A 15,817-nucleotide genomic window follows, 5' to 3' on the forward strand; every position below is an offset into this window, starting at 1 on the left:
CGCTTCGGCAAGCCCGCTCGCGCTCTGCGCGAGCAGGCCGAAACGTCACTTGACGCTGACCAGCTTCACTTCGAACTGCACGGCCACGTTCGGCGGGAACGGCGTGCGCGGATCGGCGCCGTAGGCCTTGTCGGACGGCAGGGTGATTTCCCACTTTGAGCCGGCCGGCATCTGCAGCAGCGCTTCGCGCATGGCGGCCATTTCGATGTCGCTCACCTTGATCGACGGGATCTGCTGCGCCGGACGCGCCTGCGCCGGACGCTCGCCCCACGCGTAGGGACCGGCGACTTCCAGCTGCACGGTGCTGGCCTGGGTCGGCTTGGCGCCGGTGCCCTTCTCGATCTCGCGGTACTGCACGCCGCTCGGCAGCGCCTTCACGCCGGCCTTGGCCTTGTTGGCGGCGATGAACTGGTCGCTCTTGGCCTTGTTGGTCGAGGCGGCCTTGTCCCACTCCGCCTTGGCCTTGGCCTGCTGGCGCTGCTGCATGTTCTGCACCGCAGTGCGCAGCTGGTCGACCGGCACCGACGGCTGCTTCTTGGCGTAGCCGTCCTGCAGACCCTTGACGATGGTGTTCACATCGACCTGTTCACCGCTCTCGATGGCGTTGCGACCCAGGTCGTAACCGAGCGCGTAGCTCAGCTTGCCCTTCTCGCTCGAGGTGTCCTGCGCGACGGCGTTGCCGGCGGTCAGTGCCAGGGCCGCGACAGCGGCAGCGATCAAACGCAACTTCATTCGATGGAATCTCCGTGATGGCTCGGGGCGGGACTACCGCTCCTTAGTGATAAGGCCCGCACCGGTCGAATGGACCCGGATGGACGCGCTAGGATACCGGCGCCCGTGCTTAATCGCCACTGACGCCGAACCGCTCTGACAGCGGTTCCGGGGCCGAAGTTCCGCGCCCCGGCAGACGGCAGCCCCCGCCCTCTTCCACCCCTCCAAGACCGCCTTCCCATGTCCGAATCGCCCGTCCTGATCGCCGACCGCGGTGCCGTCCGCGTGATCACCGTGAACCGTCCCGACAAGCTGAACGCGCTGAACGCGGCCACCCTGGACGCCCTCCTGGCCGCCTTCGAGGCCGCCGCGGCCGACCCGGCCGTGCGTTGCGTGGTCCTGACCGGCGCCGGGGCGAAGGCGTTCGTGGCCGGCGCGGACATCGCCGAGATGAACGGCCTGACACCGGTCCAGGGACGCGACTTTTCCCTGCGCGGGCAGAAGCTCATGCGCGGAATCGAAAAGATGCCCAAGCCGGTGGTCGGCATGATCAACGGCTTCGCCCTGGGCGGCGGGCTGGAACTGGCGATGGGCTGCCACCTGCGCATCGCCGCCGACACGGCCAAGGTCGGTCAGCCGGAGATCAACCTCGGCCTGATCCCGGGCTTCGGCGGCACCCAGCGCCTGCTGCGCCTGGCCGGTCGCGCCGCCGCGCTGGAACTGTGCCTGGTCGGCGCGCCGATCGACGCGGCGCGTGCGCGCGAGCTCGGCATCGTCAATCGCGTCGTGCCGGCGGCGGAACTGGAAGCGGAGACGATGAAGCTCGCCGAGCAACTGGCGAACGCAGCGCCGCTGGCGCTGCGCGGCATCCTGGACTGCGTCAACGTCGGCGGCGAGTGCGGCATCGAGGAAGGCCTGGAATACGAGACCGCGCAGTTCGGCCTGATGTTCTCCACGCAGGACATGCGCGAAGGCACCGGTGCGTTCCTGGAGCGCCGCAAGCCGTCCTTCAGCGGCCAGTGATGCAGCACGCGCCCGGCGAATGCGCCTGCGGTTGCCGCGATCCGCGCGGCGCCGCGGTGCATGCGATCAATGCGGCCTTGCGCGTGGACGATGTGGATCGCGCGATCGAGGCCGGCCTGCTCGATCGCGATCTGCAATGCACGTCATGCAGCGACGATTGCCGCGCGGTGCTGCACGCCGCGCGCGATGCACGCTCCAGCGCACTGGCCGCGCGCGAACGCTACCGCACCCGCAACGCACGACTGGAACGCATCGCACGCGAACGCGCGCTCAAGCGCAGCGTCGTGCCCTCCAGCGAAGCGACGCCCAGCGCGCCCAAACCCGCCCTGCCCTCGGCCGCCGCCGCCGCGCTCGCGCGTGCGCGCGAGAAGGCCGCGCAACGCCACAAGCCATGACGCCCGCTGCCACGAAGAAGAAGCCCGCCGCCAAGCGCGCGCGGCGCACGAGCCGCCTGTCCGCCGAGCAGATCCACACCCTGTTCGCGCGGTTGAAGCAGCTCAACCCCAAGCCCGAGACCGAACTGGAATTCACCACGCCCTATGAACTGCTCGTGGCGGTGACGTTGTCCGCGCAGGCCACCGACGTGGGCGTCAACAAGGCCACGCGCAAGCTGTTCCCCGTGGCGAACACGCCGCAGGCCATCGCGAAGCTGGGCGTGGAAGGACTCAAGCCGTACATCTCCACCATCGGCCTCTACAACACCAAGGCGGCCAACGTGGTGGCGATGGCGCAGCAGTTGATTGAACACCACGGCGGTGAAGTGCCGCGCAATCGCGACGCACTAGAAGCCCTGCCCGGCGTGGGACGCAAGACGGCGAACGTCGTGCTCAACACCGCCTTCGGCGAACCGACGATGGCGGTGGACACGCACATCTTCCGCGTCGCGAACCGGACCGGGCTGGCGCCAGGCAAGACCGTGCGCGCGGTCGAAGACGGGCTGCTCAAGGTCGTCCCGCCCGAATACCTGCACGACGCCCATCACTGGCTCATCCTGCACGGCCGCTACGTGTGCAAGGCGCGCAAGCCCGACTGCCCGCATTGCGTGATCCGCGACATCTGCCGCTACCCGGACAAGACGCCGGGGGAGCCGGAGCCGGTTCTGGGTTGACGCTTCAAGCCCCTCTTCCATCGGGAGAGGGGTTGGGGTGAGGGGCAACGCAGTGGCAACTCCAAACCTTGCGATGCGCGGCCGCACGGGTGTTCTTGACCTGCGCGAAAGTCCAAATGGATTCCAGCTTTGGCTGGAATGACGTGATGAGGCGGATAGGGTGACAGCCCGGACCCCGGCCCTTCGACAAGCTCAGGACAGGCCTTCGCCGGGATGACGGTGTCTTCGAGATGACAGCCGTCGTAGCCCGGGTAAGCGAAGCGCACCCGGGGCGCGGCGAGCTACAGGTGCGTCCATCCCGGGTGCGCTTCGCTTGCCCAGGCCACAAGTGCCTAACCCCGCCCCCAACACCTCACCGCCCATCGGCCGCTTCGTCATGCGCGCGTCATCGCAGCGAAATAAGTCAGCGTTGTCACATTTACGCAACCTTCACGACCTAGCCTGCGCAGCGTCTTCTCATCGCCCCAAGGGCTAACGTCCATGAAACTCTCCCGCAGCACCCTGTCCGTCGCGCTGCTCGCCGCTCTCGTCGCGCCCGCCGCGCATGCCGAAATCGCGCTCGACGTGATCGGCAACTCCGAAGTCTCCTTCGAAGGCCTCGTCCAGGCCGACTACAACTACTTCGACAGCGACTTCGCCGACCTCAACGTCGGTGGCGACACCCTCGACGGTCGCGACAGCGACAACGAGCTGCGCCGCGCCGAGCTGGTGCTCAAGGGCAAGGGCCCGGGCAACTTCGAGTGGGTCGTCGGCTACGACGCCAAGGCCGACAAGTGGCTGGACGTCAACGCCAAGTACAAGATCCGCGGCGATTCCAACCACTTCTTCCAGCTGGGCCAGTTCAAGCAGCCCAACAGCCTGGAAGAGCTGTCCTCGACCAAGAACAACGACTTCATCGCCAAGGCGCTGGTCACCAACACCTTCGGCGTGGCCCGTCGCCTGGGCGGCCAGTACCGCTACGGCACCAACGACTGGGGCTTCACCGCCAGCTACTTCACCCGCGAGCTGACCGAGCACCCGGCTCCGACGCCGCACGGCCCGGGCTACGGCCTGCGCGGTAACTGGGCGCCGATCAACGACAAGGGCAGCATCGTCCACCTCGGTCTGTCGTACGTGGATTACGACACCTTCCAGGACACCGTCCGCCTGCGTGCCCGTCCGGGCGCCGACCTGTCCGGCACGCGCCTGGTCGACACCGGCAACATGACCAATACCGATCGCCAGAAGACCGTCGGGGCCGAGGCCATGTGGGTCACCGGCCCGGTCAAGGTGCAGGGCGAGTACATGCAGACCAAGGTCGAGCGTTACCCGAACGGCAACCCGCGCCAGTCGCACAACTTCGACGGCAACAGCTGGTACGTCAGCGGCCTGTGGAACATCACCGGCGAGACCTGGGGCTACAAGGACGGCGTGCCGACGACCCCGCTGCCCGACGAACCCGCCAGCGGCATGTGGCAGGTCGGCGCGCGTTACGACTCGATCGACCTGGACGACGGCATCGTCATCGCGCCGACCTCGCCGACCGCAGCGGCGGCCGTCGACGGCGTCCTGGGTGGCGAGATGGACACCTGGACGGTCGGCGTGAACTGGTACTGGCGTTCGAACTTCAAGTTCATGCTGAACTACGTGATGGTCGACAGCTCGAAGTTCATGGCCCGCACCCCGGCCACCGGCCTGGTCAATCCGGCCAACCAGAACGTGCTCGTCAACCGCAAGGTCGACGACAACCCGAACATCTTCGAAGCGCGCATGCAGTTCTACTGGTAAGCGATCCAGCACGTTGCCCGGGTAAGGCCGAAGGCCGCACCCGGGTTGCTTCACCCATGCAATGTCCCGGGTGCGCTGCGCTTACCCGGGCTACGAAAGTCTTCTCTCTCTTTTTGTTTCCTCCCCCTCCGGGCGCGGTCCTTCGGCCGCGCCCTTTTTTTGCAATCGATCTCGCGAAGCCCGTCTCCCGCGCGCGGGAGAGGGGGAACGTCGATGGGATCGCGCCGTAACACCGCTGTCACACACCGGTCCCGGCGCTGTCATGCAACCGTCGTCAAATGCGCGTCGTACGGGTCAGGCCCGTCGTCCACTCCAGGAGAGCTCTGTGTTCAAGTCCATCCAGTTCCGCCTCGCCGCGATTGCGGTCGCCGGTACCTTCGCGATCACCGCGCAGGCCGCCGACGTCACCGGCGCCGGCGCGTCGTTCGTGTACCCGGTCATGTCGAAGTGGTCGGCCGACTACAACAAGGCCGCCGGCAAGAAGGTGAACTACCAGTCGATCGGTTCCGGCGGCGGCATCGCCCAGATCAAGGCCGCGACGGTCGACTTCGGTTCCTCCGACGCGCCGATGAAGCCCGAAGAGCTGGCGCAGTTCGGCCTGGCGCAGTTCCCGTCGGTCATCGGCGGCGTGGTGCCGGTCGTCAACGTGCCGGGCATCGCCTCCGGCGCCCTGAAGCTGGACGGCGAAACGCTGGCCAACATCTTCCTGGGCAAGATCACCAAGTGGAACGACCCGGCGATCGCCGCGCTCAACGGCGGCGTGCAGCTGCCGGACCGCAAGATCACCGTCGTGCACCGTTCGGACGGCTCGGGCACCACCTTCAACTTCGTCAATTACCTGTCGAAGGTGTCGCCGGACTGGAAGTCGAAGGTCGGTGAAGGCACGGCCGTGAAGTGGCCGGTCGGCATCGGCGGCAAGGGCAACGAAGGCGTCGCCGCGTACGTGAAGCAGATCGTCGGCGGCATCGGTTACGTCGAGCTGTCCTACGCGCTGCAGAACAAGATGGCCTACTCGCGCCTGAAGAACGCCGCCGGCAACTTCGTGCTGCCGTCGGACGAGTCCTTCCAGGCCGCTGCCGCCAGCGCCGAGTGGGGCAACGCGAAGGACTTCTACCTGGTGATGACGAATGCGCCGGGCGCGAACTCCTGGCCGATCACCGCCACCAACTTCATCCTGATGTACAAGCAGCCCAAGAACGCCGCCGGCGCCAAGAACGCCAAGGAATTCTTCCGCTGGGTCTACGCCAACGGCGATACGCAGGCCAAGGCGCTGGACTACGTCCCGCTGCCGGACGCGCTGGTGAAGCAGATCGAGACGTATTGGTCGACGAACATGAACTACTGATCCGCTCGCGGATTCAGGCGTCACCGGAAGGCGGGCCTTGTGCCCGCCTTCTTTGTTTTTTCCCTCCGGTGTCCTGGCTGGAGCCTGGCGCACCAGACGAAATCCCTCGCGCCGCGCTCTTTGCCCCTCCCCCTGCTTGCAGGGGGAGGGTTGGGAGGGGGTGTGAGGCGCGCCAGCGCCGAGCGGTCCGGCAAACCTCGCCGTTACACGGCTTCGCCCCCCCTCCCCAGCCCTCCCCTGCAAGCAGGGGCGGGAGCAAACCGCACGCTGGGGAGGGGGCAAAGACGCGCTTCCGGCCATCACTACAGAAATGTGACGGTCAGATGTCATTGGGCTGTAACAAAAAGATCATCAAATGGCGCAGCCCGGCCCGCGAGCCGGAATCCTTCCCCTTGGAGCTGCGCATGAACCCGTCGTCGGCCCGTATTGCCGCCCTCGCTTTCGCCATCGCCCTCACCGTCGCGGCCTGCAAGCCCGCCGGCGACAACGCCAACCCGCAGGCCACGGCCGCCGACACGGGCGCGCCCGCTGCGGGCGCACCGGCCGGCGACCAGGTCGCCGCGCAGATCACCGGCGCCGGCGCGACCTTCATCTACCCGCTGATCTCCAAGTGGTCGGACGACTACAACAAGGCCACCGGCGCCAAGGTCAACTACCAGTCGATCGGTTCCGGCGGCGGCATCGCCCAGATCAAGGCCGGCACGGTGGACTTCGGTTCCTCCGACAAGCCGCTGCCGTCCGATGAACTCGCAACCGCCGGCCTGGGCCAGTTCCCGTCGGCCATCGGCGGCGTGGTGCCGGTGATCAATGTCGAAGGCATCGAAGCCGGCAAGCTGCGCCTCACCGGCCCGCTGCTGGCGGACATCTTCGCGGGCAAGGTCACGATGTGGAACGACGCGGCCATCGCCGCGGCGAATCCGGGCGTGGCGCTGCCGGCGACGAAGATCAACATCGTGCACCGCTCCGACGGTTCGGGCACGACGTTCAACTTCACCAACTACCTGTCCAAGGTCTCGCCGGACTGGAAGGCGAAGGTCGGCGAAGGCACGTCCGTGCAGTGGCCGGGCGGCGTGGGCGGCAAGGGCAACGAAGGCGTCGCGTCCTACGTGAAGCAGATCAAGGGTTCGATCGGTTACGTCGAACTGGCCTACGCGCTGCAGAACAAGATGGCCTACGCCTCGCTGCAGAACGCCGCCGGCAACTGGGTGCAGCCGAGCGCGGAAAGCTTCCAGGCCGCCGCCGCAGGCGCCGACTGGGCGAACGCGAAGGACTTCAACCTGGTGATCACCAATGCGGCCGATGCGAACGCATGGCCGATCACCGCCACCAACTTCATCCTGATGCACAAGCAGCCCAAGGACGCCAAGCGCGCCGCGGACACGCGCGCGTTCTTCAAGTGGGCCTTCGAGAACGGCCAGCAGCAGGCGCAGGCACTGGACTACGTCCCGCTGCCGCCGGCGCTGGTGCAGCAGGTCGAGGCGTATTGGGCGGCGGAGTTCAAGTGACGAATTGGCCCGCTCGCGCTCAGCGCGAGCGGCTTTGCCAATTCGTCATCCCCGCGAAGGCGGGGATCCAACTCGCAGATCCCATTCCGCCTTCCGTAGAGAGTGACGAACCTGACAGTTGGATAGAGCCGCCCTGCGGCGGCCCAAAGGACCCCGCCTTCGCGGGAATGACGGCAAAAGATCAAGCGCAGACACCCGTCACGAAGCAAGCGCAAGCACATCACGTCCCGCACCACGCAAGACGCACGAAGCACCACGTCATCCCGCGAACGCGGAGAACCATGAACGCACGAACCGGATCGCCCTCCCTCTCTCCCCGCGATACGACCAGTACGTCCATGGCCTCCCGCTTTCGCGGGCATGACGAAAACCTCGGAACAGGCCACAAGAAGCCCACCGGATGAACACCACCACCCTCCCTGCTGCGCAGCTTCCCAAATCGCGCGACCACAAGGACGCGCGCAACGACAAGCTGTTCCGCTATGTCCTCACCGGCACGGTGATCTTCGTGCTGGTCGCGCTCGCCAGCGCGGCGCTGTCGATGCTGTGGGGCGGCCGCCACGTGCTGGCGACCGAAGGCCTGGACTTCTTCATCACCGCGCAGTGGAACCCGGTGGAAGACCAGTACGGCGCGCTCGTGCCGATCTACGGCACCATCGTCACCGCGCTGATCGCCATGCTGATCGCGGTGCCCGTGAGCTTCGGCATCGCCTTCTTCCTCACCGAAGTGGCGCCGCGCTGGGCGCGCGGCCCGATCGGCACGGCGATCGAACTGCTCGCCGGCATTCCCTCGATCATCTACGGCATGTGGGGCCTGTTCGTGCTGGTGCCGGTGATGACCGAATACGTCACGCCGTGGCTCAACGACCACATCGGCAGCCTGCCGGTGATCGGCGCGCTGTTCCAGGGCCCGCCGCTGGGCATCGGCATGCTCACCGCCGGCATCGTGCTGGCGATCATGGTGATCCCGTTCATCTCCTCGGTGATGCGCGAAGTCTTCCTCACCGTGCCCACGCGCCTGAAGGAATCGGCCTATGCGCTGGGCTCCACCAAGTGGGAAGTAAGCTGGGACATCGTGCTGCCGTACACGCGCTCGGCGGTGATCGGCGGCATCTTCCTCGGCCTGGGCCGCGCGCTCGGCGAGACGATGGCGGTGGCCTTCGTGATCGGCAACAGCGTGAACTTCTCCGCGTCCCTGCTCGAGCCGGGCACGACCATCGCCGCGCTCATCGCCAACGACTTCGGCGAGGCGACCGAAACCTACCGCTCCGCGCTGCTGCTGCTGGGCTTCGTGTTGTTCATCGTCACCTTCGTGGTGCTGGCGATCGCACGCCTGATGCTGATGAAGCTGTCGCGCAAGGAGGGCAACTGACATGGCCATCGCCGCGAAAACCGCGCAGGAATTCAAGGTCGCCGACGCGCTGTATCGTCGTCGCAGGATCGTCAACGCCGTCTCCCTGGTGCTTGCCTGCGCCGCCGCGCTGTTCGGCCTGTTCTTCCTGGGCTGGATCCTGTGGACGCTGATTTCCAAGGGCATCGGTGGCGTCAACTGGGCGCTGTTCACCCAGAACACGCCGCCGCCGATGCAGGAAGGCGGCCTGATGAACGCCTTCTTCGGCAGCGCCGTGATGTGCGTGATCGCCATCCTGATCGGCACGCCGCTGGGCATCGCCGCCGGCACGTGGCTGGCCGAGTACGGTCATGCGCGCAAGTTCGGCACGGTGGTGCGCTTCGTCAACGACATCCTGCTGTCGGCGCCGTCGATCGTGCTGGGCCTGTTCGTCTACACGCTGGTGGTGATGCAGACCGGCGGCAACTTCTCCGCGCTGGCCGGCGCGATCTCGCTGGCCTTCATCGTGCTGCCGGTGGTGGTGCGCACCACCGACGAGATGCTGCGCCTGGTGCCCTCGCAAATGCGCGAGGCCGCGCTGTCGCTGGGCGTGCCGCAGTGGAAGGTGATCGTGCAGGTGCTTTATCGCAGCGCTTCGGCGGGCATCGTGACCGGCGTGCTGCTCGCGCTGGCGCGCATCTCCGGCGAAACCGCGCCGCTGCTGTTCACCGCCTTCGGCAACCAGTACTGGAGCGCCAACGTGCTGCAACCGATGGCTTCGGTGCCGGTGGTGATGAACCAGTTCGCCGGCAGTCCCTACGAGTCGTGGCAGGTGCTGGCCTGGGCCGGCGCGCTGGTGCTGACCGTCTTCGTCCTTCTCATCAGCCTGGTGGCCCGCGCCATCGTGCTGCGCAATCGGATCAGCCATGACTGACCTTTCGAACCCGAACCTTGCCCGGACTCCGGCCATGAACGACGCCCGCATCGCCCTCGCCACCCCCGAGCGCGCCGCCGCCGCGGCATCGCCCGTGAAGCTCGCCGCGCGCGGACTGAACTTCTACTACGACAAGTTCCACGCGTTGAAGGACATCCAACTGGAGATCCCGGAAAAGCGCGTGACCGCGCTGATCGGGCCGTCGGGTTGCGGCAAGTCCACGCTGCTGCGCATCTTCAACCGCATCTACGCGCTGTATCCGAAGCTGGAAGCGCGCGGCGAGGTGCTGCTGGACGGCGAGAACATCCTCGATCCGCGCTATCCGATGAACCGGCTGCGCAGCAAGGTCGGCATGGTGTTCCAGAAGCCCGTGCCGTTCCCGATGACGATCTACGAGAACGTCGCCTACGGCATCCGCCACCACGAGAAGCTCTCCAAGTCGGAGATGGACTCGCGCGTCGAACACGCGCTGCGCCAGGGCGCGCTGTGGGACGAGGTGAAGGACAAGCTCGGCCAGAGCGCGCTGGGCCTGTCGGGCGGCCAGCAGCAGCGGTTGTGCATCGCGCGCGCCGTCGCACTGCGCCCGGACGTGCTGCTGCTGGACGAGCCGACCTCCGCGCTGGATCCGATCTCCACCAGCCGCATCGAGCAACTGGTCGAAGAGCTGAAGAAGGACTACACGATCGTCATCGTCACCCACAACATGCAGCAGGCCGCGCGCGTGTCGGACTTCACGGCCTTCATGTACCTGGGCGACCTGATCGAACACGCCGCTACGGAAACGATCTTCTCGAATCCGAGCAAGCAGCAGACCGAGGATTACATCACCGGGCGGTTTGGGTGAGGCAGGCCGCTTGCGCGGGTGAGGCGGGCCGTTTGCGCGGCATCGCCGCGCGGCCCGCCGAACGACCGGCCATGGATGGCCGGGCCGGGCGACCCGAAGCCGAATGAGTTTCGCCATGGATGGCAGAAGTGCCTTTCCAGGCCAAAGACGGACACCACACACATGAGCACCCACATGCACGACCACATCGTCAAGAGCTACGACGACGAGCAGCGCCGCCTGCTCAACGAGACCCTGCGCATGGGTGAAATGGCCGCTTCGCAGCTGGAGTCCGCGCTGGACGTGGTCCAGCGCCGCGACGACAGGGCCGCCGAGCGCATCATCGCCAACGACGAGGCGATCGACGCGCTGGAGCAGGAAGTCAGCCACGACGTCATGAAGCTCGCCCTGCGCGGGCCGATGGCGCGCGACCTGCGCGAGATCCTCGCCGCGATCCGCATCGCCTCCGACATCGAACGCGTGGGCGACTACGCGGCCAATGTCGCCAAGCGCTCGCTCGCGCTGAACCTGTCGCCGCCGCTGCCGCACGTGAGCGGGCTGCACGCGATCGGCACGCTGGCGGTTCAGCAGGTGCGCGACGTTCTGGTGGCCTACCGCGACAACAACGTCGAACTCGCCCAGCGCGTGCGCGCCCGCGACGCCGAACTGGACGTGGCCTACACCGCGCTGTTCCGCGAACTGCTCACCTACATGATGGAGGACGCGCGCAGCATCACGCCGTGCACACACCTGTTGTTCATGGCCAAGAACATCGAGCGCATCGGCGACCACGCCACCAACATCGCCGAGAACGTGTGGTTCCTCGTGCGCGGCGAGGAAGCCCTGCCGCCGCGCGAGAAGCGCGACGAGAGCAGCACGACGGCCGCGCCCTGAGCTGCCGGGAATCGGGAATCGGGAATCGGGAATCGGGAATCGGGAATCGGGAATCGGGAATCGGGAATCGGGAATCGGGAATCGGGAATCGGGATTCGGGATTCGGGATTCGGGAATCGGGATTCGGGAATCGGGATTCGGGATTCGGGATTCGGGATTCGGGATTCGGGATTCGGGAAAGCGTCTCCGAAGCCGTCATCCCGGCGAAGGCCGGGACCCAGGCTCGGAGCGCATGGGCACTCCCTCCAGCGTGAACCACCTCAACGTCATTCCCGCGAAAGCGGGAATCCAGGGACGTTTCACGCTTTCCCCGTTGCCCGTGAGAAGCAACAACAAAATGGATTCCAGCTTCCGCTGGAATGACGTGAAGTATCGGATGGCATGACAGCCTGGATCCCGGCCTTCGCCGGGATGACGGATCTGAAGGGGTCGTGCTGAAGCATGCATCCCGTCAGCGCACAGCGCACCAGGGCACGTCACAGCGCGACAAAGCGCACCGAGCGGCACGGCACGTCAACCGCACGACACGCCCCTGCCCGCGCCAACGCCTGAACTCCACCCTTCCAACGCACGCCCCCCACGACTGATGGCCTATGCGCCAGCGCGCCCGATTGCGCACAGTCGCAGCTTCCCCGCCGCGCGGTGTGGAAAACGCTTACGGTGCATGCTGCGCCGCATCAACACGCACTGTTCACCGCGCGCTAGCCAAGGCCCTGTCATCGTTCCCCGGCCCCTTCCCGGGCCACCTTCCGCGGGTCCACCCGCATCGCACGCAGGAGTCATCACCATGTCCAGCAAGACCAGCAAGACCGTCGTTCTCGTCGCCGGCGCCGCCCTGGCCGGTGGTCTCGCCTTGTCCGGATCGGCGTTCGCCATGACCGACCTCGCATCCGGCTACATGCTTAGCGCCGGCGAAGGCGCAAAGGCCGGTGAAGGCAAATGCGGCGTCGAGAAGATGGACACCGACAAGGACGGCAAGGTCTCCCAGGCCGAATTCGGCGCCGCCCACAACGGCGACACCAGCAAGTTCGCCACGCACGATGCGAACAAGGACGGCTTCCTCAGCGCCGACGAACTCAAGGCGAAGAAGGGCGACAAGATGGAAGGCAAGTGCGGCGAAGGAAAGTGCGGCGGCATGGCGTAACGCCTGCACACCGATCGCATGAGTCGCCTGCCTGAAACGGCCGTCGGCCTAGGCCTGCGGCGGGCCCTGCTGGGCCCGCTGCGGGACGCCGCGCCCGGCGCAGATCCAAAACGGGATTTCGATTTCCTCGAATGCGCGCCGGAGAACTGGATCGGCGTCGGCGGAAAACTCGGCGACGCGCTGGACGAACTGAGCGCGCGCCATCCGATCTCGTGCCACGGCCTGTCGCTGTCGCTCGGCGGGTTCGCGCCGCTGGACGAAACCTTCCTCGCGCGCGTGCGGCGTTTCCTCGATCGCCACCACGTCGCGCTCTACAGCGAACACCTGAGCTACTGCAGCGACGACGGCCAGCTCTACGACCTGCTGCCGCTGCCGTTCACCGAAGAAGCCGTGCACCACGTCGCCGCGCGCATCCGGCAGACGCAGGACATCGTGGGACGTCGCATCGCGGTGGAGAACGTCTCCTACTACGCGACGATGCCCGTCGCCAGCGGCCAGCACGCGCTCGCGGAAGCGGACTTCATCAATGCGGTGCTCACCGAGGCCGATTGCGACCTGCTGCTGGACGTCAACAACATCTACGTCAATGCGATCAACCATCGCTACGACGCGCATGCTTTCCTGGCGGCGATGCCCGCCGAACGCATCGTCTGCATCCACGTCGCCGGGCATTACGACGAAGCCGACGACCTCAAGGTCGACACCCACGGCGCCCCTGTGAAGGATGCGGTGTGGTCGTTGCTCGGCGAGGCCTACCGGCGTTTCGGTGCGCGCCCCACGCTGCTGGAGCGCGATTTCAACATCCCGCCTTACGCCGAACTGCTCGACGAGTTGGCCACCGTGCGCAGCGTGATGCGTGAACACGCGCCCACTCCGGCCTCGCATGCACGCGCCTGACGCACCGCCGCTGTTGCGCGCGCAGCAGCTCGCCCTCACCCGCCATCTGCGCGACCCGCAGGCCGTGTCGGCGCCGAAGGGCGTGGAGGACCGGCGCCTGGCGATCTACCGCGACCTGGTGTTCAACAACGTCGAAAGCCTGCTGGCCGGCAATTTCCCGGTGATCCGGCAGCTGCTGGGCGACGCCGACTGGCATGCGCTGGTGCGCGGTTTCTTCCGCGACCATCGCGCGCAGACGCCGTTGTTCCCGGAACTGGGACGCGAGTTCCTGCGCTTCCTGGAAGCGCGCGAGGATCGCGATCCCGCGCTGCCTGCTTTCCTCTACGAGCTGGCGCATTACGAATGGGTCGAGCTGGCGTTGCAGATCAGCGATGCCACGCTGCCGCCGCACGATCCGCTTGGCGACTCCGCAAGCCCGGAGCAAGTTCTGCTCGATGAGGTGCCGGTACTCTCGCCGCTGGCGTGGCCGCTGGCCTACGCGTGGCCCGTGCACCGCATCGGACCGGATCATCGTCCCGACATCCCGCCGCCGGAGCCGACACTGTTGCTGGTGCGGCGCGACGCCGACGGCGAAGTGCGGTTCTCGCAACTCAGTCCCCTCGCCTTCCGCCTGCTGCAGCGGCTGGAGCAGATGCCCACGCTGAGCGGACGGGCGCAACTGGAAGCGCTCGCGGTGGAAGCGGCGCAGACGGACATCGACGCCTTCGTCGAACAAGGCGCCGCGCTGCTGGCGCAGATGCAGGGTGCCGGCGTGATTCTGGGGACGCAGCCGCGCTGAGTGCGCGTCGTCTGGCCGCTGGTCATACCGTCATCCCGGCGCAGGCCGGGACCCAGGCTGTCACGCCATCCGGAAAGCAGCCGCCGACTGCTGCGACGTCGCGAGCCTGGGTCCCAGCCTGCGCCGGGATGACGGTATGACCAGCGGTGACACGACCTGTAACGCTTGGCGGCTCGATGTGGCGAATTGCACACGCATCCATCGGGCGAAATTCCACCGTCTGCTACCCTTTCACCATGCCCAACGCCGACGCTCCCACCCCGCCTTCCCGCCTCGCCACACGTTTCCGCGGCTTCCTGCCGGTGGTGGTGGATGTGGAAACCGGCGGTTTCGACTGGAACCGCCACGCGCTGCTGGAAATCGCCGTCGCGCCGATCGACATCGACGAGAACGGCCTGCTGTTCGTCGGCGAGATCACCAGCAGCCATGTCGTGCCGGCACCCGGCACCGACATCGATCCCAAGTCGCTGGAAATCACCGGCATCGACATCGACCACCCCTTCCGCGATGCGAAGACCGAGCGCGTGGCGCTGGAATCGGTGTTCGCGCCGGTGCGCGCGGCGTTGAAGAAGCACGGCTGCCAGCGCGCGATCCTGGTCGGCCACAACGCGCATTTCGATCTGAACTTCCTCAACGCCGCGGTGACGCGCAGCGGCCACAAGCGCAATCCCTTCCATCCTTTCAGCGTGTTCGACACGGTGACCCTGGCCGGCGTTGCCTACGGGCAGACCGTGCTGGCGCGCGCCGTGCAGGCCGCGGGGCTGGAGTGGAACGGCGAGGAAGCGCATTCGGCCGTGTACGACACCGAGCGCACCGCGCAGCTGTTCTGCCGGATCGTCAACGCGTGGCCTTCGCCGATTCCGGCCGTGGTGGCCACGCCGTGAGCGATACCCAATCGCCGATGCAGCGCATGCTCGCCGGCGAGCTCTATCGCGCCGACGACGCTCAGATCCAGGCCGCACAAGCCGACGCGCGCGAGTGGATGGTGCGCTACAACGCCGCGCTGGGCCTCGCGCCGGCGCAACGGCATGCGCTATTGGTGGAGCGCCTTGGCGCGGTCGGGGCCGGCAGCGAGATCCGCCCGCCCTTCCATTGCGACTACGGCTTCAACCTGCACCTCGGGCGCGGCGTGTTCCTCAATTTCAACTGCGTGATCCTCGACGTGGTGCGCGTGGAGATCGGCGATGGCACGCAGATCGGTCCGGCCGTGCAGATCTACACGGCCGATCATCCGCGCGATCCGGCGCAGCGCGCGCAGGGCTGGGAGTTCGGCCGCCCCGTACGCATCGGCCGCAACGTGTGGATCGGCGGCGGCGCAATCCTGCTGCCGGGCGTGAGCGTGGGCGATGACGCGCTGATCGGCGCGGGCAGCGTGGTCACGCGCGACGTACCCGCGGGCGCGACCGTGGCCGGCAATCCGGCGCGCATCGTGCAGCCACGCACGGGCCCGTAACGGTCACGAGTTCGTCCGCCTTCGGGCATTGATTCGCGGCGGGCAACGCGATGTCGCCGTGACCGGCGCTTCCGCCGGATGAGGCCGTTGCCGACAATCCCCGAC

16 protein-coding genes are annotated in these 15,817 nt (G+C 66.9%); 15 read left to right on the top strand and 1 reads right to left on the bottom strand.

Going from position 1 to position 15,817, the window contains the following annotated elements:
- Positions 1-45: 45 nt before the first annotated feature.
- Positions 46-732 carry an FKBP-type peptidyl-prolyl cis-trans isomerase N-terminal domain-containing protein gene (locus JI752_RS02475; RefSeq protein WP_216958687.1) on the bottom strand — a complete coding sequence of 229 codons (687 nt, stop codon included), beginning with the start codon at positions 730-732 and terminating at the stop codon, positions 46-48.
- Positions 733-951: 219 nt separating this feature from the next.
- Here JI752_RS02475 and JI752_RS02480 point away from each other — a divergent pair, with 219 nt between their 5' ends.
- The 15 genes from JI752_RS02480 to JI752_RS02550 all read left to right on the top strand — a co-directional run bounded on the left by JI752_RS02480 (position 952) and on the right by JI752_RS02550 (position 15,712).
- Positions 952-1,734 (top strand): enoyl-CoA hydratase-related protein, encoded by a 783-nt coding sequence (locus JI752_RS02480; protein ID WP_216958689.1) that lies wholly within the window; start codon positions 952-954, stop codon positions 1,732-1,734.
- A complete protein-coding gene (locus JI752_RS02485; RefSeq protein ID WP_216958692.1) occupies positions 1,734-2,129 on the top strand; it encodes a hypothetical protein in 396 nt (131 codons plus the stop codon). The genes JI752_RS02480 and JI752_RS02485 overlap by 1 nt, the downstream gene beginning before the upstream one ends.
- Positions 2,126-2,842 carry an endonuclease III gene (gene nth, locus JI752_RS02490; protein WP_216958695.1) on the top strand — a complete coding sequence of 239 codons (717 nt, stop codon included), beginning with the start codon at positions 2,126-2,128 and terminating at the stop codon, positions 2,840-2,842. The genes JI752_RS02485 and nth overlap by 4 nt, the downstream gene beginning before the upstream one ends.
- Positions 2,843-3,322: 480 nt before the next feature.
- Positions 3,323-4,609 (top strand): OprO/OprP family phosphate-selective porin, encoded by a 1,287-nt coding sequence (locus tag JI752_RS02495; RefSeq protein ID WP_216958698.1) that lies wholly within the window; start codon positions 3,323-3,325, stop codon positions 4,607-4,609.
- A 325-nt stretch (positions 4,610-4,934) separates the two neighbouring features.
- Entirely contained in the window at positions 4,935-5,954 is a 1,020-nt protein-coding gene (gene pstS, locus JI752_RS02500) for a phosphate ABC transporter substrate-binding protein PstS (RefSeq protein WP_216958701.1), read from the top strand.
- A gap of 404 nt (positions 5,955-6,358) precedes the next feature.
- Positions 6,359-7,459 (top strand): phosphate ABC transporter substrate-binding protein PstS, encoded by a 1,101-nt coding sequence (gene pstS / locus JI752_RS02505; RefSeq protein ID WP_216958704.1) that lies wholly within the window; start codon positions 6,359-6,361, stop codon positions 7,457-7,459.
- A 400-nt stretch (positions 7,460-7,859) separates the two neighbouring features.
- Positions 7,860-8,831, top strand: a complete 972-nt coding sequence (pstC, locus tag JI752_RS02510; protein ID WP_216958707.1) for a phosphate ABC transporter permease subunit PstC — start codon at positions 7,860-7,862, stop codon at positions 8,829-8,831.
- Between the two features lies 1 nt (position 8,832).
- A complete protein-coding gene (gene pstA / locus JI752_RS02515; protein ID WP_216958709.1) occupies positions 8,833-9,723 on the top strand; it encodes a phosphate ABC transporter permease PstA in 891 nt (296 codons plus the stop codon).
- Positions 9,724-9,757: 34 nt separating this feature from the next.
- Positions 9,758-10,567, top strand: coding sequence for a phosphate ABC transporter ATP-binding protein PstB (pstB, locus tag JI752_RS02520; protein WP_254200161.1), 810 nt, complete (start codon positions 9,758-9,760; stop codon positions 10,565-10,567).
- 162 nt (positions 10,568-10,729) lie between these two features.
- Positions 10,730-11,440, top strand: a complete 711-nt coding sequence (gene phoU / locus JI752_RS02525) for a phosphate signaling complex protein PhoU (RefSeq protein WP_216958716.1) — start codon at positions 10,730-10,732, stop codon at positions 11,438-11,440.
- Positions 11,441-12,227: 787 nt separating this feature from the next.
- Positions 12,228-12,584 carry a hypothetical protein gene (locus tag JI752_RS02530; protein ID WP_216958719.1) on the top strand — a complete coding sequence of 119 codons (357 nt, stop codon included), beginning with the start codon at positions 12,228-12,230 and terminating at the stop codon, positions 12,582-12,584.
- Between the two features lie 18 nt (positions 12,585-12,602).
- On the top strand, positions 12,603-13,481 hold the full coding sequence (locus JI752_RS02535) for a DUF692 domain-containing protein (RefSeq protein ID WP_216958721.1): 879 nt from the start codon (positions 12,603-12,605) through the stop codon (positions 13,479-13,481).
- A complete protein-coding gene (locus JI752_RS02540; RefSeq protein WP_216958724.1) occupies positions 13,468-14,259 on the top strand; it encodes a putative DNA-binding domain-containing protein in 792 nt (263 codons plus the stop codon). The genes JI752_RS02535 and JI752_RS02540 overlap by 14 nt, the downstream gene beginning before the upstream one ends.
- 236 nt (positions 14,260-14,495) lie before the next feature.
- Positions 14,496-15,143: a ribonuclease T gene (gene rnt / locus JI752_RS02545; protein ID WP_216958727.1), complete on the top strand. Its 648-nt coding sequence runs from the start codon at positions 14,496-14,498 to the stop codon at positions 15,141-15,143.
- 17 nt (positions 15,144-15,160) lie between these two features.
- Positions 15,161-15,712 (top strand): sugar O-acetyltransferase, encoded by a 552-nt coding sequence (locus JI752_RS02550; protein WP_216961744.1) that lies wholly within the window; start codon positions 15,161-15,163, stop codon positions 15,710-15,712.
- The last annotated feature ends 105 nt before the right edge of the window (positions 15,713-15,817 follow it).

This window comes from Lysobacter sp. MMG2, from assembly GCF_016735495.2.
Lineage (GTDB): Bacteria > Pseudomonadota > Gammaproteobacteria > Xanthomonadales > Xanthomonadaceae > Lysobacter_J.